The following is a 21,130-nucleotide window of genomic DNA, read 5'->3' as shown; positions in this document are numbered from 1 at the left end:
AACTCAGGTTATGACAAAATAATGATGGCCTTCCACTTTGCCAAAGCCACCAGTTCGCCAAAGCAGTAAGTCAAGTTTTTTTAACGCATGTGTTAACTCACAATAGATCGTTAGACTTTTAGATTATTAGTTGTAAGATACTGAGCACAGCGAAGTCCCGCTCAGCGGGATTAGACACAAGTATGTTTTTTATTATCAGCTGATTGCACAACATCACAACAAACTCATAAACATTTGATAATTAGGCAAATAAAAAAGTTTACGAACTTCTAAACTCAATTTCAAATTAAAAGTTTACTCCAATTATAAACTTCAAGCCACCAAATGCAACATCACCATAGTGCATTACTGATTTATTACTAAACAAATTTGCCGACTGATTATTTATCGGACCGGGGAATAACCCCTCCTGTTTACTGTCTTTCAGTGGATCCTGGCTATTTAAATAATACTTAAACTCCATAAAAAACCGACTGTTTTGTCCTGGTGTAATTACTCCTATTCCAAAATATGGTAATAACAGCATTTCAGGATCAATTTTTCCCTTTGATCGGATGTTACGATCAGTATAAAACCCCAAAGAAGGAAGATCATCAAACAACACGTTCCATTGCTCATAATAACCCTGATGAGTAAATGTGCCGGTTTGGGAATAATCAGATAGTATGGCATACCTCATCTCTACTCCACCAAAACCATACAACTCCCAATTTCCAAAGGCATAAAAATAGTTTAAGGAGACTGGCGCATTGAGCCAAAGCCATTTTTGTTCTTCCTGAACATTTCTTGCGTTCAGTCTTTTGATGTATTGGTCGCCTTCGCTATCTATAGAGGCTATCTCATCGCTATATTCAGGAATACTTAGGTTCGTGGTGTGATAGGATAGCCCGGCTCCCAAATGAATCCCAAGCCAGTCTACAAATCTGAAATTAAATGACAAGCCACCACCAAAAGATATTTGGTCGTCAAAAATAATCTCATTCACGCTATGCTCAATAGTTGGTAATCCAAACTCGGCATATAAGGAGGTGGAATACCATCCTCTCGTGTTTTCAAATGTAATATCCACTGCATCATTCCGTGTGGCTATTGTGTCATTGGAAGCGGGGGATCCCGCTTCCAATGTCAGAGATGTAATCATAAAAATAAAGAAAGAGCCGATTTTGATAAAATCAATTCGAAACTTCGACTGATTTAAGAAATTTGTTATATATCTCATTTAAACAAAATATTAAATAAATGGTACCTCAGAATAGGTTATATACTGAAATTGTAATCGCATATTATGGTTTTAATCGATGGTAATCCTGTCAAATTCCATTCTTCCACTTTCATCTTCAAATTGGAGAATATAAACGCCCGGAAGAAAGTCTGTTTTATCAAAGTTTACCATGGCACCCGAAGGTGCTTTCTCGTTAACCATTAAACGTCCTGAAATATCATACAACCTTACGCTAACAGGCTCAAATTCTGTCGGCAACATCACTGTTACACTGTTTCCGGCAACCACTGGGTTGGGCCAAAAGACCAATCCCGTTCTGTGCCCTGATATTACATCTATTTCTTCTGAACGCAATATACAGCCGCTTATCTGATCAAAAGCATGTAATAACAGTTTGCCATGAGTCCGGCTCATATCCACAAACTGACTACCTGACAAATAATTACCGTTTAAATACCATTCAAAATCAGAAAGCTGATTTTGTGAATTATCGACAAAGAAGATGGTTCCCCATTTATCCAAAACATTCAATTGCGTTATTTCAACCGATTTCAACTCAAATTGTTGAGAAGTTCCTATAGAGCAATAGTCCTCAATTACCAAAGTGTAAACACCAAATTGATCCGGGGTTACAGATTCAATAAACAATTGCTCTTGTGCATCAGAAAGTTCTTCATCATTAAAAATCCATCTATAGGAGAGAACATCCCCGGTAGTTTGAACTTCTATTTCAATAGAACCATAAGGACAAACTTCAATTTCATTTGCAAAATCAGTTATAACCACAGGGTTACATACCAACGTTTTAAATGCTATCTCTAAATTTCTATTCAGAATGGTTTCATTACCAATAAAAGCAATGGCACCAGCAGGAATATTCAACCTGTAATCTGAGTCGAATAGAAGACCATCATGCGAAATAATCACCATATTATCTTCTGAAGTTACAGTAAGAGCAACATCAAATTCATCTGAAGAGAGCTGAATGATTTCAGGATTTGCTATTTCAATCGTTTGATTAAATATCAGTTTAATTGAATCCTTAAAATATTGATCACCCTGATCAACAGAATTGGATTCCATTTCTAAACGACCTTTATCTTGCGCCTCGTAGGCACCCATGTCAACGGTGTTGTGCATCAGACGTCCTTGCATGCCAAGATCATAAACAGGCATTTCCGGCATTAACATCTGACTGCCTCCATCAATGGCTGATGAAAATGGCCGCAAATTAAAGTTTCCGTTGTTCATATCCACCCACATGGGATCATGCGCTCTGTTTCCTACCCCTTCAAAACCACCCTCAATACAAGAATAGAGAACTTCAGCTACATCGGACAACTGCCCACCTTCGTTATGATAAACAATGCTGTTTTTAACCAAAGAAGGCCCATATAAACCACCAATTTCTGAGGCTGAATTATCTCCTACTGTCACGTGGATAAACTCAGGCAGAGATGTTTCATCTGACCAGACAGCCCCTCCATTGTCAGCACTGTTTTTGTGGAAAAGAACATGATAGAAAAACGGTGAACTACCATCATGATTTGAAATAGCACCTCCATTGATGCCTTGATTATTTCGGAAAACAGAATTGCGTATGGATGGCGATGCATTTTTATTTACAATCGCTGATTGAGCAGCATGCTCAAATATGAAACCATCCAATATAGCTCCAACTTCTATTGGTCTTTCTTCTGTACCGGTATTTTTAAATAAGTTAATACTGCTATTGGCATAACTGCCATTCCCAGACAAATCTCCACTTATAATGGTTTGGTTAGCCCAATAATTTCTATGATTTCTGGATACTTCAGTACCGCCAAAACCACCATAAATAGAAATACCGGTTTTTAACTGAAGAGCCGTTTCTCTTTCAGCAGCCGAAATGGATGATGGGTTGCTTACCTCCACAGGATAATAAGTTCCGGAAGCCACCCATATTTCATCGCCCGGCAATGCAAACTCCAGAGCTTCATGTATGGTTCCAAAAGCATCACTCCAACTGGCACCATTTACTCCTTCGTTGCCCTCTTTAACGTGAATTACATGGTCGTGCCCAACGTAAAACACAGTGGGTTCTGACCAAATCTCCATGCCATCCAGCAACATGGCTATTTGCCAATGATAAGTTGCACCGGTATTAAATCCAAATAAGGAGGTTCTATTAACTTGTGCTGGCATAAATCCTCCAGGAGTAATAACCGTATCAAACAATGGGTTGATTTCATCATTACTTTCCCATACTTTAATGCGATACTGCATTCCGGGAATTATTGATTCATCATTTCCATGGCCAACTTTTAATCCCCATCGAAATTCAAGACCTAAAAATGCAGACTCTCTGGCACCGGCATGATTAGACGGCATGGTATTTACGACTATCAAGCTCTCAAATGGTCCCATATCCACATCATTGCCCTGAACCCGGACTAATCCCAGGTAGTCCGTTGTCAGAAAATCAGGAAGTAAATCCCTGTTTCCTGCATCAATGGCCGGAGAGCCAGGTTTCAACATGAAATTTCCGTTATCCGAATCCATGAACAAGGGATCAGTATCAATATTTCCGGTACCCGTGAAGCCACCCTGAACAATAGAATTACTTACAAATACATTTCTGAATTGTGAATTTCCTACTCGTGCGTCATTATTCCATGCAATGGAGTTAATTATCTCTACTCCGGAACTCACATTATTACTGCAAATAGCACCACCCCAGTAATTAGAGTAATTGTTATAAAAGAGACTGTTATAAAATCTCATCGCGGAGTTCATTGAATAAACTGCTCCTCCATCATCATTTGCTTCGTTATTAGTAAACAAAATATTTCCAAAAACAGCTGAAGAGGAATTTAAACCATACACAGCTCCTCCATCATCATCTGAAAAATTGTTTCTAAACCAGACATTTCGAACTATTGGTGATGCATAAGATAAGAACAAGCCTCCTCCCTTATCATTATTATTACTTCTGAAATTGGCATATCCTCCTTCCACAATTATTCCATCCAAAATAGTAGCATCAGATATCGGATTTGCCTCTGTTCCAACTGCCGTGATAACATGGTAACTGTTATCATTATCAACATCAACTTCCCCAATATCCCCACTCAAAATGGTTTCATTCACGCGCCAGTTGCGTTGACTCAATTCCGTTTCATTTCCGGCAAAACCACCATAAAGTTCAACGCCATCTTTTAACTGGAAAGAGATTGTTCGATCGGTTCCATCGGTTGGTTTATATATACCTGCGGCCACCCATATTTCATCACCAGAAATGGCAATGGTCAGTGCATTCTGAAGGCTCATAGCATCATACCAACCAGCACCCCAGCCATTTCCATCAGTAGTGACATAAATAGGTTGATCTCTTTTAATGCTAAAAGAGTTCCAAGCACTCCAGTTAAACAAACCATCAATTGTTATTGCTGCAACTCGCCATTGAATTAAGTCTGCGCTAAGCAACCCATCAATGGTGTAGGTAGTGACATCTAAATCCTCAATGATTACAGAATTACCTTTGTTTTTTATATACTCTAACTGGTATCCTACAATGACTTCTGAATTATCTTCCGGCATTTGCCATGATAACTCTGCTTCATGGACATTGCTTTCAAATAAAACATTATCAATTGGAGCTATAAGAACCGGAGCAATTGCAAAACCTTCATAAATCCCCATATTTATTTTTCCATCTGTAATTCTTGAATTTCCGGAATAATCTAAAATTAACCATTCTGGAATAAGTATCGAATTGCCAACACCTATTGCAGGAGAGATATTCATTAATCTAAAATCACCGTTGTCCGGATTGGCAAATAGCGGATCTGAATTAATATTACCAGATCCTGAGTACCCACCCTGAACCAAAGAGGAGTTTACAGTTATTTGGCTAAACTGGGCGTGGGCAACTCTTGCTTTATTACCCCATGCAATTGAGTTTATTACTTCAGCATTGGAATTAATGCTAAACACTGCCCCACCCCACTCATTTGAGTAGTTATCATAAAAAACGCAATTATGAAAACGCATTTCTGAATTAAGTGTAAAAACAGCACCTCCATAATCATCTGACTTGTTTTGTGATAAAATTGCGTTACCCAAAAGCGCATTAGAAGAGTTCGTGCCATAAATGGCTCCTCCACGATTACTTGCAAAATTCTGCCTGAACCAAACATTACGAATAATGGGTGATGCATAGCGCAATAAAAGTCCCCCTCCGTTATTATAACTATTTGAAGACAAATCTGCATAACCACCTTCAACAATAAAACCATCCAATATGGTAGAATTTGTTATTGAATTAAAAAATGATCCACTTGCAGTGAGAACATGATAACTGTTATCTGTATTAACACCCGCCTCCCCTATATCTCCGCTTAAAATGGATTTATTCAGTCGCCAATTACGTTGACTCAACTCGGTCTCAGTTCCGGCAAAACCACCGTAGAGTTCAACGCCCTCTTTTAGCTGAAAAGAGATGGTTCGGTCGGTTCCATCGGTTGGCTTGTAAACTCCTGCCGCTACCCAAATTTGATCACCAAAAACGGCTGTTGAAAGAGCATCTTGAAGACTCATGGCATTTTGCCATGAGGAACCGCCTCCATTTCCTTCCTCTGTAACATATAGAGGATGTTGCCTATGAAGCGTAAAAGTACTCCATTGACTCCAGTTGCTTATCCCCTCACTTGTTTTTCCCGCCACGCGCCATTGGATATTGCCATAGATATCTCCAATATCAAATAAATAACTCAGCTGCAATGCATTCTCAATAACGACAGACTCGCCGTCACTTTTAACATACTCAATCAGGAATTCAATGAATTCATCATTAGAGCCTTCTGGTAATTCCCAAACAAGATCAACCTCAGTTGCCCCCCTGTTGATCAAGGCATTATTAGCAGGGGCTACAAGAACGGGAGTATAAACAAAATCTTCATAGAGACCAATGTTTAATTGTCCATCCGTAATACGTGAATTTCCGGCATAGTCTAATACTAACCATTCAGGTATATGTTCTATATTACCGGCATTTAATGCCGGAGAATTCATTGATAATCGGAAATCACTATTTACGGCATCTATTAACTCGGGAGTTGAATCGATATTTCCTATACCAGCATACCCTCCCTGAACGATGGAATGGTTAATTTGAGCATTCCATGCCTGATTAAATTCAGCATTTGAAAAGTTATTCCAAAGAATTGAGTTAAATACCTTACCACCATTACCATAGCTTGAATTACTTATTGCTCCCCCCCCGGTTCTTGAACTATTATGATAAAATATGCTGTTGAAAAAATACATTTGGGAACTTATTGTATAAACTGCTCCTCCATCTCCGTTAGTACTATTATCAGTAAAAATTACATTTCCAAACAATGCTTGAGATGAATTCCCAGCATATACTGCGCCACCCATGCTCGTTGAATAATTGTACCTGAACCAAATATTTCTGATTAAAGGTGACGCATGGTTCAAATTCAAGGCTCCTCCACGGTTATTGATCCATGACTCTCCATCAGCATAGCCACCTTCTACGATAAAACCATCAACAATTGTGAAACTGGTAATTGGGTTGTCTTCTGAACGTCTTGCAGAAATAACTTGATAGCTATTATCGGTAAATACACCAACCTCGCCAATATCCCCGCTCAAAATGGTTTCATTCAATCGCCAGTTACGTTGGCTCAATTCAGTTTCAATTCCAACAAAACCACCGTAGAGTTCTACCCCATCTTTAAGTTCAAAGGAGATGGTACGGTCATCGTCGTTTGTTGGTTTATAAATTCCGGAAGCGACCCAGATCTGATCCCCAAAAACGGCTACAGATAGTGCTTCCTGAAGATTCATGGCATTTTGCCATGAAGTACCGTTGGCTGTTGCATCCTGCGTCACGTACAATGGATGTGCCCGCTTTAGTCTAAACGTACGCCATTCACTCCAATTTAGAAGGCCTTCAGGAGTTATTCCGGCGACGCGCCATTGTATGTTATCGAAAGGATTTAACTCATCTAGTATATATGTATACTGTTCAATATTTTCTGTAAAGACTCCTACTTCATCATTCTTTATATACTCTATTAAGAACTCTACAAACTCAACTGGTGAATCTTCCGGGACCTTCCATGATAACTCCACCTCAGAGATATCACTATCTATTAAGGCATTATTAATTGGAGTAACCGGAACCGGGACAAAAACAACACCTTCATAAAGACCCATATTAATTTCACCGCTCGTAACTCTTGTTTTACCGGCAAAATCCCTGGTTAAAAATTCAGACAAAAGTTCCGGATTTCCTGCATTTACTGCGGGAGAATTCTCATCTAGTCTGAAATCAAAGTTTCCTGGTTCATTAAATAATGGATCTCTATTAATATTCCCTGTGCCAGAATAACCATTTTGGATTAATGAATGAGTTACAGAAACATTACTGAATTGAGAACCGCCACCACTGGCAGTATTGTTCCAGGCAATTGAATTTATCACAACAACTCCACTACCAGAGAAATCACTACCAATTGCACCACCCCAAAAACCAGAATAATTTTCATAAAAGAGACAATTCTGAAATTGCATAGCTGAGCCCCAGGAATAAACTGCACCCCCGCCTCTATCTGCCCGGTTATTGGTAAACAAGACATTTCCATAAAAAGCTGAAGATGAATTTAACCCATAGACAGCGCCACCATTATCAGCAGCATAATTATCTCTGAACCAGACATTACGAATTACAGGTAAAGCATGATCTAAAAATAACCCTCCTCCACGGTTGTTATTCCCTGAAGACAAATCAGCATATCCTCCTTCAACAATAAAACCATCAAAAACGGTAGAGTTTGAAATTGGATCCGTAGAAGAACCAATCGCGGTAAGAACATGGTAGCTGTTATCTGTATCATTACCTGCTTCTCCAATATCCCCACTCAATATCGTTGGATTCAATCGCCAGTTGCGTTGATCCAATTCAGTTTCATCGCCTGTAAATCCACCATAAAGTTTAACCCCATCTTTTAAAACAAATGAAACAGTACGGTCATCATCTTCAGTTGGCTTATAAACTCCTGTTGCTACCCAAATTTGATCTCCTGTGATAGATGTTGCAAGTGCTTCCTGAAGATTCATGGGGTCTTGCCATGATGTACCGTCACCCTGTCCATCAACAGTAACATAAAGAGGATGAGACCTTTTAACCAAGAATCTGCTCCAATCACTCCAATTAACATAATTATCAATCGTAACGCCCGCTACACGCCATTCGATCAAATCCGCTCCATTTATACCTTCTATTAGATAATTGAGACTTTCAATATTATTAACCTGAATAGAAGCAGCATCATTGACAACATACTCAATTGAATAATCAACAAAATAATCTAAAATGCCTTCTGGTAATTCCCATGATACTAAAACCTCGGTTATACCAGAATCTAATAACAATCCATCATCAGGTGAAATAATAGTGGGAACAACAGCTAAGCCTTCAAATGGTCCAATATTTAAAGCTTCATCTGTAAATCGGGAATGACCTCCAAAATCCATAATCAACCAATCAGCAACAAGTTCTGGATTACCTGTATTTAATGCGGGTGAATTCATTAGCAATCGAAAATCGCCTTCTTCAGGATTAATAATCAAAGGATTTGCATCAATATTACCATCTCCTGCATATCCACCCTGTACAATCGTATTAGCTACAGACAAATTGTAGATCTGTCCAGCAATCCTTGCCTGGTTGTTCCAGACAATAGAGTTTATTAGCTTAACTCCACTGGTGGTAGTTGCATTAAATAAAGCTCCTCCAATGCCATCAGCAACATTGGAATAGAACAGGCAATTATGAAACTCCATTGCTGAACTAATGGAATATACTGCTCCCCCATAACCATGGTCATCTCTCTCAACCCTATTATTGGAGAAAATAACATTTCCACAAGCAACAGCTGGTGCATTTCCTACATATATTGCACCTCCTCTGCCGGAAAAATTATGCCTGAACCAGACATTGCTGATAATGACCGAAGCATGACTCAAATACAATCCGCCACCTTGTTGATTCCTTAATGCTTCCCCATTGGCATAACCGCCTTCAACAATAAACCCATCAAAAACAGTAAAATTTGAAAATGGATTTGAAGAAGAGCCTATCGCTGTTAAAACATTATAGCTGTTATCAATATCAAGGCCATGCTCACCAATATTTCCACTCAAAATGGTTTTATTCTTTCGCCAGTTGCGTTGGCTCAATTGAGTTTCGTCTCCGTTAAAACCTCCATAAAGCTCTATCCCTTCTTTTAATTCGAAAGATATGGCACGATCATCATCGTTAGTAGGTTTGTAGATACCTGCAGCTACCCAAATCTGATCACCTTCAATTGCTGTTAACAGTGCCTCATGAAGATTCATGGCATCTAGCCATGAAGTACCATCACCCTCACCATCAGTTTGAACATAGAGAGGATGCGATCTTTTAATCCTAAAGCTTCGCCATTCGCTCCAGTTGTGATCACCACTTGCAGCAATCCCAGCAACCCGCCATTTTATATAATCAAAAGGGTTTATTTCATCCAAGATATAAGTTAGCTGATCCATATTTTGGGTTAGTATGGCTTCTTCATCATTCTTCACATACTCAATTATGAATTCTGTAAACTCAACAGGACTCTCTTCCGGTACTTGCCAGGATAATTCCACTTCTGAGACATCGCTATCTAATAAAGTGTTATCAAGAGGCGAAATAGGTATAGGCACATAATTAGAGCCTTCAAATAGTCCAATATTTATTTGACCATCAGTAATTCTCAAATTACCGGCAAAGTCGTGAGTTAACCATTCAGAAGCAAATTCTGAATTACCAGCATTTAAACCAGGTGAATCCATTAACAATCTAAAATCATAACTATCAACAGCAATAAACAGGGGATCCTGATTAATATTATCTGTTCCGGTATAACCTCCCTGAACGATTGAATTACTTACCGTGACATATCTGAATTGAGAAAAAACTCTTGCACTGTTTTCCCATGAAATAGAATTAATTATTTCAGCTCCGTTATCTGAGCTATCACTATATACAGCACCTCCGAGATTCTCAGAATGATTACCATAGAACAGGCAATTAATAAATTGCATAATAGAGTTTCTGGTATAAACAGCGCCACCATTTTCTATAGATCTGTTATTAGTAAACAAGACATTACCAAACCTGACCGAGGATAAATCCATGCCGTACACAGCACCTCCACGATATGAAGCATTGTTATCTCTAAACCAAACATTTCTTATAGTAGGTGATGCATAACTTAGGTAGAGACCACCTCCATTGTTATTATTATTAGAAGACAAATTTGCATGCCCCCTCTCAACAATAAATCCATCAAATATGGTTGAATTTGATATAGGATTTAATTCGGTTCCAATCGCGGTTAGTACATGATAACTGTTATCAGTATCAACGTCAACATCACCAATATTGCCACTCAAAATGGTTTTATTCAGACGCCAGTTACGTTCATCCAGAGAGGTTTCATTTCCAGCAAAACCTCCGTATAGTTCAATACCATCCTTTAACTCGAAGGAGATCGTACGATTAATATCTGTTGTTGGTTTATAAATGCCGGCAGCTACCCAAATTTTCTCACCAGGTGCAACTATAGACAGTGCTTCCTGAAGACTCATCGCATCTTGCCATGACGTACCATTTCCACTCCCCTCTGTTGTCACAAAAAGAGGTTGGGTTCTTAGTATTCTAAAAGATCGCCATTCGCTCCAGTTCGTATATCCACAATTCGTAATTGCTCCTACCCGCCATTGAATTATGTCCGAACCAACTAAATTATCAAGATTATAGAAAGAATTATCAACCCCTTCAATAATTGAAATGATTTCATTATTCTTTCTGTATTCAATAGAATAACTGGTGATTGTTTCTGTTGCATCATCAGGGAATTCCCATGAAAGTTCTACATTATTTTGAACGCTTTCCAGCAAAGCGTTATCATACGGGGAATTAAGAAACGGCTTGCTTGCAAAGCTCTGATATGGCCCCATGTTGATTTCTCCATCTGAAATCCTTGGATAATTCACAAAATCCGTTTCTAACCAAAGAGGTACAAGAGTCGAGTTTCCCATATTTAATGCAGGAGAGTTCTTCGACAATCTGAAATCTCCGTTTTCCGGATCAACAAACAATGGGTCTGCACTAATATTCCCATTTCCACTAAAAGAACTCTGATGCAATGTATGTCTTACAGATACATAAAGGAATTGGCCACCGCCCCGAATAGAAACATTATTCCATGCAATCGAATTGATTACTTCTATTTCATTAATTGTATTAAGAGGACGTATAGCTCCACCCCAACCACCAGCATAATTACCATAAAAAAGACAATTATAAAACTTCATAGCCGAAGACGTGGAGCTTGCAGCTCCACCATTTTGCTCAGCTTTATTATGCGTAAACATGACATTTCCGAATTCTGCTACAGATGAGTTTATACCATATACTGCACCTCCGGAATTTGTAGCATAATTATCTCTGAACCAAACATTTTTAATTATAGGAGAAGCAAAATCCAAATAAATCCCACCGCCATAATCGTTTGAATCAGAACCCCCATCAGCATAGCCTCTCTCCACAATAAAGCCATCCAATATAGTATTATTGGTTATGGGGATCAACTGTGTTCCAACAGCCCTAAGAACATGGTAACTATTATCCTCATAAAAATCAGAATCACCAATATCTCCACTCAAAATAGTTTTATTCACTACCCAGTTTCGTTGATTCAACTCTGTTTCATTTCCTGCAAAGCCACCGTAAAGCTGAATACCTTCTTTTATCACAAATGATAAAGTACGATCGGCACCTTGGGTTGGTTTATAAATCCCTGCTGCCACCCAGATCTGATCACCATAAATAGCCACAGACAAGGCTTCCTGAAGCGATATTGCGTCCTGCCAGGAAGTTCCATCTCCAGTTCCATCTGCTTTTACATGCAGAGGTTGTGCTCTTTTGATACTAAAGGTTCTCCATTCACTCAATTTTCGATGCCCTTCTTGAGTTATACCAGCCACCCGCCACTGAAATATATCTGTTGCAGATACGTGCTCAAATAAATAGCTAGGATTTACGATCTCATCAACACGAACAAGATCATCATCATTCTTAACATACTCAATTGAATACGATAGAAACTTTCCGCTCTCATCGCCAGGGTCTTGCCAAGTGACTAATACATCTTCTAAATCACTATTTAATTGAGCTTTATTATCCGGAAACACAAGCTCAGGAACCAAGGCAAAACGTTCAACCGGGCCCATATTTATTCTTCCGTCTGTAATTCTGGGGGCACCATCAAAATCTGTTATAAGCCAATCTGGCGCAGATTCTATATTGCCTGCACCTAATGCCGGTGAATTCATAGATAGCCTAAAATCGCCATTTACAGGATCTGTCAACAACGGATTAGCATCAATATTTCCGACTCCGGTATATCCTCCCAAAACCAGAGAATGGCTTACCGAAACATGACTAAACTGGGTCGTTGCATCCATTAATCCTTTATTCCAGGCAATGGAGTTAATCACTTCTGCTTTACTCGCAGAGCCACTACCATTAACAATACCTGCATTACGATTACAAACATTGTCGTAAAATAAGCAATTATAAAACTTTAAAAAGGCATAATATGAGTATGCTGCTGCACCAAACAATTCAGATATGTTATTGGTAAAAACAACATTACCAAAAACTGCTGTTGATTGATTCCCGTAAACTGCGCCTCCTGTCCGGGCATAATTGCCCCTAAACCAGATATTGCGAACAATTGGAGACGCAAATCTTAAATACATCCCACCTCCATTACCGTTGGCACTTCCAAGAATATTTGCATAACCGTCCTGAACAATAAATCCATCAATAATAGTAGAATTGCCTATGGGATTTAATTCAGTTCCAATTGCCTCAAGTACATGGTAGCTATTATCTGTGGCAACATCCTCCTCCCCTATATCGCCACTCAAAATAGATTTATTCATGCGCAAGTTGCGTTGAATTAGTGCCGTTTCGGTGCCTGCAAAACCACCATATAGCTCCACCCCATCTTTTAATTTGAAAGAGATGCTGCGATTCGTTCCTTCGGTTGGCTTATATGTGCCAGCTGCAACCCATATTTGATCACTGCTTTTGGCTATTGATAGCGCTTCCTGAAGGCTCATAGCATCAGCCCATGATGTCCCGGAACCTGTTCCATCTACAGTAACGTGCAATGGATGGGCTCTTTTAACATTAAATACTCTCCATTGGGTCCAATTTTTATATCCCTCAATGGTAACTCCCGCTACACGCCATTCAATAACATCAGTTGCAGTTAAGCCATCAAACAGATAAGTTAACCCGGCAATATCATCAACTCGTATAAGGATGTCACTATTTTTGATATACTCAATTGAATAATTAACAAATTCTTCGTTATCATTTCCCTGCAATTGCCAGGAAGCCAGGACTTCTGATATATTGCTAGCAAATTGAGCTTTATCGTTAGGTGCAATAACCTCAGGAGTAATGGCAAAACTTTCGAATAGCCCCATATTTACGGTTCCATTCCCAACCCTTGGTTTACCATCAAAGTCTGTCATAATCCAATCTGGAACGATCTCTGAATTCCCTGCCCCAATAGCTGGAGAATTCATTGCCAACCTAAAGTCTCGATTTTCAGGATCAATCAGCAACGGATCAGCATTAATATTTCCAACGCCATAGTGTCCTCCTTGTACAAGAGAATAGGATACAGTAGTAGACCAAAATTGCGTATTACTCCCTCTAATGTCATTGTTCCAAGAAATTGAATTAGAAACTGTGAAACTAGTTGAAGATCCATATGTATTCGAATTCCAAGATCTGTTAGAATAGAAAAGGCAGTTATGTAATTTTATATCTGAATCTCTTGAAGATATAATACTTCCCTCAAAAGATCTGTTATTTGAAAAAATAATATTCCCTAATGCAACTGAAGATGAATTTACGACATATATTGCAGCTCCATCTTTTCGCACCAAATTGTGTCTGAACCAAACATTCCGAACTACAGGTGAAGCATTATTTAAATATAATCCTCCACAATGGATATTTTCATTAGAAGACAAATCCGCATACCCTCCTTCAACTATTACCCCATCAATTATTGTAGTATTTGTTATAGGATTACCCTCACTTCCAACTACCCTTAGTACATTATAACTATTATCACTATCAACCCCAACCACCCCAATATCTCCACTCAAAATGGTTTCATTTAAACGCCAATTGCGTTGACTCAACTCGGTCTCAGTTCCGGCAAAACCACCGTAAAGTTCCACTCCATCTTTTAGCTGAAAGGAGATGGTTCTATCGGTTCCGGTGGTTGGTTTATAGATTCCACCTGCTACCCAAATCTGGTCACCGGAAACGGCATCGGCCAGAGCCGCTTGTAAATCGGAATACACATTGGACTTTCCCTGCCATGCAGAACTGCCGGCTCCGGGCTTTACGTGAAGAATATTTGCCTGAATAGTTGCAAACAACGAAAGACAAAATAATACTAATAAAATAGACTTGTAAACCTGCTTCATGGATCAGGGATAAAAAAAGTTAAACGATGATTTGTTAAAAAATTGACTAAAAGTAACGATTCATTAAAAAACATCAACACATCAAAACAGTATTTAACATACCAAACAGCCAAAATCACATCTGGATTAAATAAGAATAACACATTTCTCCCCAATCTTTCCTCAAAAAAATAAGCATCATAACCATCGAAATTCACAACCTCCCCAAAAATTGCAATAATTACAAAACTCTGTCGATCTCATCTTATTCAGTCTTGACCAGAAAACATTAAATTTGCGTCCATGCGAAAATGGATTACATTCAACGAAAACAACCATCAACTATTCCTAAAGCAGTTGATTCAATCAACTGCCAAGGTAAAATATGCCACAATTCTTTACGATGCGAGCAATATTTCAAATGGTTGCTACCATGCTTTACAATCTGAGAGCCTACTAGCTGCACTGGATGTACTGGAAGAAGTCCAGAAACCGATTAATGAGTTAAAACAGACGATGACTAAAGCAGATTGGTACTTCGGCTTTTTATCATACGATTTGAAAAATGAGTTGTTCCCGAATCTGAAAACCAATAAAAGTTCCAGAATTGAATTTCCTGATTTATTCTTCTTCAGGCCTAAATGGATGATTCGATATTATCATGAGCAATGGCAAATAGGTTACGATCCTGAGTATGATTCAGAAATAACAGCTTTGGAACATATTGACAAAATCAAAAGTCAGAGCATCACAAATCATACTCAAGATTTCCGTTTGGCATTGCAGCCTGCAATCAGCAAGGAATCTTATATGGAACATGTTTTAAAACTTCAGGAGCATATACAACGGGGTAATATTTACGAAGTAAATTACTGCATGGAGTTTTTTGCTGAAGAGATAAAAATTGACCCGGCTCAGGTCTTTTTCAAATTTACAGAACGTTTCCCCATGCCCTTTTCAGCATTCCTGAAATATGGCGATAAATACGCCATATCGGCTTCACCGGAGAGATATCTGACAAAAAAAGGCAACAATCTATACAGCATGCCCATGAAAGGGACAGCCCCCCGGGGCAAAACTCCGGAAGAGGATGCAAAAATTTTAGAACAGCTTAAGAATTCAACAAAAGAACGATCCGAAAACATCATGATCACCGATTTGGTAAGAAACGACCTCTCACACGTTGCTGCTAAAGGCTCCGTAAAGGTTGAAGAACTTTGCAATGCTTACGCATTTCCAAATGTTTACCAAGTGGTTTCAACCATATCGGCAGAATTAAAAAATCCGGAAGAGTGGGTGGCTCCCATTATCCATTCCTTCCCAATGGGCTCTATGACGGGTGCACCAAAAATCAGTGCCATGCAGCTCATAGATCAATTTGAACCACGAAACCGAGGGCTTTTTTCCGGCTCAATTGGTTACATTACACCCGAAAAAGATTTTGATTTCAATGTATTGATACGTACTTTGTTTTACGACAAAGAGAAAAAAACGGCATCTTATTGGGCCGGAAGCGCCATTACAGCTTTGGCAAATGCAGAAGACGAATACAATGAATGCTTGTTGAAGGCGGGGATGGTGTTAGGGGGATAGGTTCAAGGGAATCAGGTTGGAGGGTTTATGGTTTATGGTTGATAACATTAGACTTTGAACTATAAACTTTGAACTTTAAACATCGAACCTCAAACTTTTCACAACACAACGAATGTCAACAGATAAAATGAAGATGAATATTGAGAAATTCGTACAAAAATTCAGAGACACTTTGGTAAATCAGTGCGGGGTCGTTGGATCATCACGCATTCTGGTTGCTTTGAGCGGAGGCGCGGACTCTATGGCATTACTGCATCTGCTAAAGCATTCGGAGATGGAATGTCTGGCTGTGCATTGTAATTTTTCTTTGCGTGGGCGCGAGTCTGATGAGGACGAGATTTTTGTGCAAAATATTTGCAAAGAATGGGATGTTGAGTTGATAACAGAGCGTTTTGACACCACCGCTTATGTTACTGAAAATGGAATTTCTATAGAAATGGCCGCCCGGGAATTGCGATACGAACTTTTTAATACGATTTGCAGAGAAAAAGAGATTAAACTAATAGCCACAGGCCATCATGGAGACGATGCCATTGAAACATTCTTTTTAAACCTGGCCAGGGGCACAGGTTTAAAAGGTCTGACAGGAATAGCATACCAAAGAGATTCTATCATAAGACCATTATTGTTTGCCACATCTCAGGAAATCATTGAATACTGCAATCAACAATCCATTCCGTTCAGAACAGATTCCACAAATCACGAAACGACTTATTTACGGAACAAAATAAGACACCAGATAGTACCTCTTTTTAAAGAGATTAATCCTTCCTTTTTCAATACCATGCAAAACAACATGGAATATCTGACCGAAGCCTGGCAAATTTTCATGGCGGAGGCAGTGAAGGTGAAGGAAGAAATGATAGCAGGAACAGGAGACTCCCTGTTAATTCCAATAAAGCAACTCAATGAGCATTCGCAAAAAAAGAGCATGCTGTTTGAAATTCTTCAACCTTATGGATTTTCAGGCTCAGTAATTCATAACATCGCTGACAGCATGAATGGCATTCCCGGAAAACAGTTTTTCTCGCAAACGCACCGGCTGGTGGTTGACCGCTACAATTTGGTTTTGGTTCCCAAATCGGAAACCGATATAAACCAATACTACATAAACAGCGAAACAGAAGAAATTGATCAGCCCATCAGACTCTCCATCAAAACTTTTAAAAAGAGAGATGATTTTTCATTTTCGGTAAATCCCAAAAAAGTGCACCTTGATGCAGATTTAATCGATTTTCCTTTAATAGTGCGAACTCCTAATGCGGGAGATAGATTTCAGCCACTGGGAATGACGCACTTTAAAAAAATCAGTGATTTTTTTATTGACCAGAAACTGTCTCTGGTGGAGAAAGAGAACACATGGTTGCTCATTAACAACGATGATATTGCCTGGGTCATCGGCCACAGAATCGACAACAGGTATAAAATTACATCCACTACAAAAACTATTCTTGAGGTTTCTGTTATGCATTAGTTGTGTGATTATGATCTAATATTTTCGTGAGTCTGCTTTATACAAGAAAAGCTCAATCTGCATTTAGATATCAGGAATAATGCATTAAGCAAAAAAGAGGTTTTGCATTGCAGCAAAACCTCTTTCCACTTCAATAGAGAGAATGATTATCTAACTTCAATTTCTAAATTCGCGTTTCTTACACCCCTACCCGACGCTCTCACACGTATTGTTCCTGGTTTTCTATCTGCTCTGACCACCAGTAATCCTTTACCTTGAAAAACTTTTCTCTGATCAGATACAAACGACTCATCGCTCACCATATCTGCACTGCTAACAGCAATATTTGACCCCGCACCTGTAACCCTAAAGGTTATGTTATGATCAGCATGCGGAACCAATATGCCATTTCTATCAACCACTTTAACGGTGATATAGGATAAATCCAAACCATCGGCATTAATAACATCACGATCGGGTTCCAATACAATGCGATATGGTTCTCCTGCTGTTTGTAGTTCATGACGTGCAACTTCTCTACCATCAATTCTGCTGATGGCTGTAATTGTACCGGGTTCATATGGTATCCGCCATTCAAGGTTTTCATGCATTGGAGGTCCTAAGTTGATGGGATTGTCAGGATCAAACTCCTCGGCAGTATAACCACGAATGTCCTTAGTATAGTATTCTTCCGGAACTTGCTTGACTCCCAAAGATCGCCCATTCAGTATAAGTTCAACTTCATGCGTGTTGGAGAAAGTATAAACGCTAATAGAGTCCAATCCTTCCCAATTCCAATGAGAGAACATGGGCTGATATCGCAATTCTACCTCATTCCAGTATTTCTCGACAACACTTCCTCTGTCGAAGGAAGTAATGTGAACCATGGGTTCATCGGCAAACAGACTGTGTATATAATAACTGAAGGGTTTCCAGTGATCATTCCAATCAATAATTCCGTTTACCCATCCTTTGGCTGGCCATCCAAAAGATTCTCCAATATAATCGGTTCCGCCCCAATAGAATAACCCTACTGAACTGCGATGATCAAAATTGAACCACTCATTTCCCAGGTTTCCTACCTGAGCTTCACTAAGCATAAATATCAATTGTGGATACTTTGCTTTATCAACCGGCCAAAATTCCTCCCGATAGTTGGTACTTACCACATCCATATAAAAAACCATCTCCGGAGGGCCTGCTCTGTAATAATTTGCCGTACGATGCACGCCTCTTGCTCTGGATGGATGAAGCCCTGTCGTAATCATACGTGATGGTTCATGCGTCCTTATAAAATCATACATCTCTTTCATCATGGGAACACCAAAATCATATCTGGGACTTCGCTGTTGCGAGACTTCATTCCCAGCGCTCCAAATAATGATGGAAGGATGGTTACGATCTCTTTTTAAAAATGCCTTTAATGTAGGTCTCCAGTGTTTTTCAAAATCATTACCCTGTCCAAAAAACTGATCGCTCCATTTATCAAATGGCTCATCAACAACCAACATTCCATTCCGGTCGCACCAATCAAGAATAAACTTGGCGTGGGGATTGTGAGCCAGCCGGATGGCATTTACGCCAAGTCTTTTAAGACCTTCCAAACGACGTTCAAAACCTCTTTCAAAAGCTGCAGCACCCAAAGGTCCTAAGTCATGGTGAATGTTTACTCCTTTAGCCAAAACCTTGCGTCCGTTGAGCAATAATCCCTGATATCGACAAAACTCAACAGTTCTAATTCCAAAATTGGTTTCATAGATATCAGTAACTTCTCCGTCTACTATAACAGACGATTTTAATTTATATAGATAAGGCGTATTCAAATCCCATAATTTTGGATTATTCACCTGTCCATATTGACGAAAAACAAACAATTCGCCCGGGCCAAAAGGCACAGTATTAATTATTGTTTGAAGAACCTCCCCGTTAGGGCAGACAATGTCACTCTTTAGAGTAATTGTCAAACTATCATTTCGATGATTTTTTACTTCAGTTTGCAAATTGACTCTTGCATAATCTTCTATAATAAAAGGTGTAGTTATATACGTTCCGTAATAGTCGACATGAACATCCTCTGTTATAAGCAACCAAACATCTCTATAAATCCCCTCGCCGTTGTACCATCTTGAGCTCTCCATATCGGTATTATCATAACTAACCGCGATGAGATTAGATCCTTGACTTACATGGTCGGTGACATCAATGATAAAATCCATATAACCATTCAATTGATGGGCTACTTTATCACCATTCACAAAAACACGTGCATCTCTATAAATCCCTTCAAACTCAATAAACACGCGCTTACCATCCAGGTTCTTATTTAATTCCAGATATTTTCGATACCAACCCTTTTGCCTGGGAAGAAACCCGTTTTGTCTATCTGAGTTTAGGCTGTCACGAACAAAAGGTCCAGCTATGCTGGCATCATGTGGCAAATGCACCGTTTCCCATCTTGAATCATCATAATCAACTTTGTAACCATCAGTAAAATCTCCAATGGTAAACTTCCAATCAAAATTAATGCGTTCCAGATGTCGTTGTGAAAACCCAACGGTAGAAACCAATAATAAAAAAGATAAAATAGTAATTTTCATGTGTCTATAATTTGTATTTTAAGGTCACATGGAACTCGCCAATCCAGTCATTCTCCTGTGTGAGAAAAGCTTTCTCATGGCTCGTTTCATCTGTTTATAATTTGTTTTTAGTAATCAGATGGAACTCGCCAGATAATCATCCCCCTGTGTGAGAACTCTTTCTCATGGCTCGTTTCATCTGTTTAATATTTTATTTAAAAAATCATCTCGGTTGTTGTTCTGCCTGGCGAATAACGATTTTGCCAGGCTTCTTAAGCTAAACTTCCAAAAAAAGTAAAACTATTACAAAATTATTTAATAATAGATCAGTCAACAATACACAAACTGGCATTTGTTTTAACTAATTTGACACTTAGGTCAAATTAGTGAGTTAAATAACTAATATTCTCTCGATTTATACACAAAAAACATTACATAAACTTGCATAACAGTAATAACCTTGAGAAAATAAAGTTTAAATAGAATAGTAAAAATCCTTTAAAATGCTATTTTTACGCAGTTTTAGTTGAAATTGAGATTTGAATCTATGATGCAATGAAGCATTTTGATTAAACGTTTTAACGTTTAATCATTAATGTTTGTGATTTTTTTGTAACAGAGCATAATGTTTATATAACATCATATTCAAAAAGCATCTATCGGAATCAAAGAAAACAGAAATACGATACC

At 38.8% G+C, this 21,130-nt stretch carries 5 protein-coding genes; 2 read left to right on the top strand and 3 right to left on the bottom strand.

Features of this window, described 5'->3' with window-relative positions; genetic code table 11:
- Positions 1-286 precede the first annotated feature (286 nt).
- Positions 287-1,219, bottom strand: coding sequence for a hypothetical protein (locus EV194_RS10970; RefSeq protein WP_132434080.1), 933 nt, complete (start codon positions 1,217-1,219; stop codon positions 287-289).
- Between the two features lie 72 nt (positions 1,220-1,291).
- Entirely contained in the window at positions 1,292-14,839 is a 13,548-nt protein-coding gene (locus EV194_RS17020; protein ID WP_132434079.1) for a choice-of-anchor Q domain-containing protein, read from the bottom strand.
- Positions 14,840-15,121: 282 nt separating this feature from the next.
- On the opposite strand from EV194_RS17020, the gene EV194_RS10960 reads away from it, so the two are divergent.
- Complete coding sequence (locus EV194_RS10960; protein ID WP_132434078.1) at positions 15,122-16,411, top strand: anthranilate synthase component I family protein; 1,290 nt, start codon at positions 15,122-15,124, stop codon at positions 16,409-16,411.
- A 112-nt stretch (positions 16,412-16,523) separates the two neighbouring features.
- Positions 16,524-17,885 carry a tRNA lysidine(34) synthetase TilS gene (tilS, locus tag EV194_RS10955; RefSeq protein ID WP_243699395.1) on the top strand — a complete coding sequence of 454 codons (1,362 nt, stop codon included), beginning with the start codon at positions 16,524-16,526 and terminating at the stop codon, positions 17,883-17,885.
- Positions 17,886-18,031: 146 nt separating this feature from the next.
- Here the strand turns inward: tilS and EV194_RS10950 are convergent, their stop codons facing one another.
- Entirely contained in the window at positions 18,032-20,461 is a 2,430-nt protein-coding gene (locus tag EV194_RS10950; protein WP_132434077.1) for a glycoside hydrolase family 2 TIM barrel-domain containing protein, read from the bottom strand.
- Positions 20,462-21,130: the final 669 nt, after the last annotated feature.

The sequence above is a fragment of the Natronoflexus pectinivorans genome, from assembly GCF_004345615.1.
Taxonomy (GTDB): Bacteria; Bacteroidota; Bacteroidia; order Bacteroidales; family Marinilabiliaceae; genus Natronoflexus; species Natronoflexus pectinivorans.
The sequence above is the reverse complement of the archived record's forward strand: the minus strand, read 5'-3'. Positions and strand labels throughout refer to the sequence as shown.

Coding starts and splice junctions, on each gene's coding strand:
- EV194_RS10970 (WP_132434080.1), bottom strand. CDS start 1,219: ATGAGATATATAACAAATTTCTTAAATCAGTCGAAGTTTCGAATTGAT.
- EV194_RS17020 (WP_132434079.1), bottom strand. CDS start 14,839: ATGAAGCAGGTTTACAAGTCTATTTTATTAGTATTATTTTGTCTTTCG.
- EV194_RS10960 (WP_132434078.1), top strand. CDS start 15,122: ATGCGAAAATGGATTACATTCAACGAAAACAACCATCAACTATTCCTA.
- tilS (WP_243699395.1), top strand. CDS start 16,524: ATGTCAACAGATAAAATGAAGATGAATATTGAGAAATTCGTACAAAAA.
- EV194_RS10950 (WP_132434077.1), bottom strand. CDS start 20,461: ATGAAAATTACTATTTTATCTTTTTTATTATTGGTTTCTACCGTTGGG.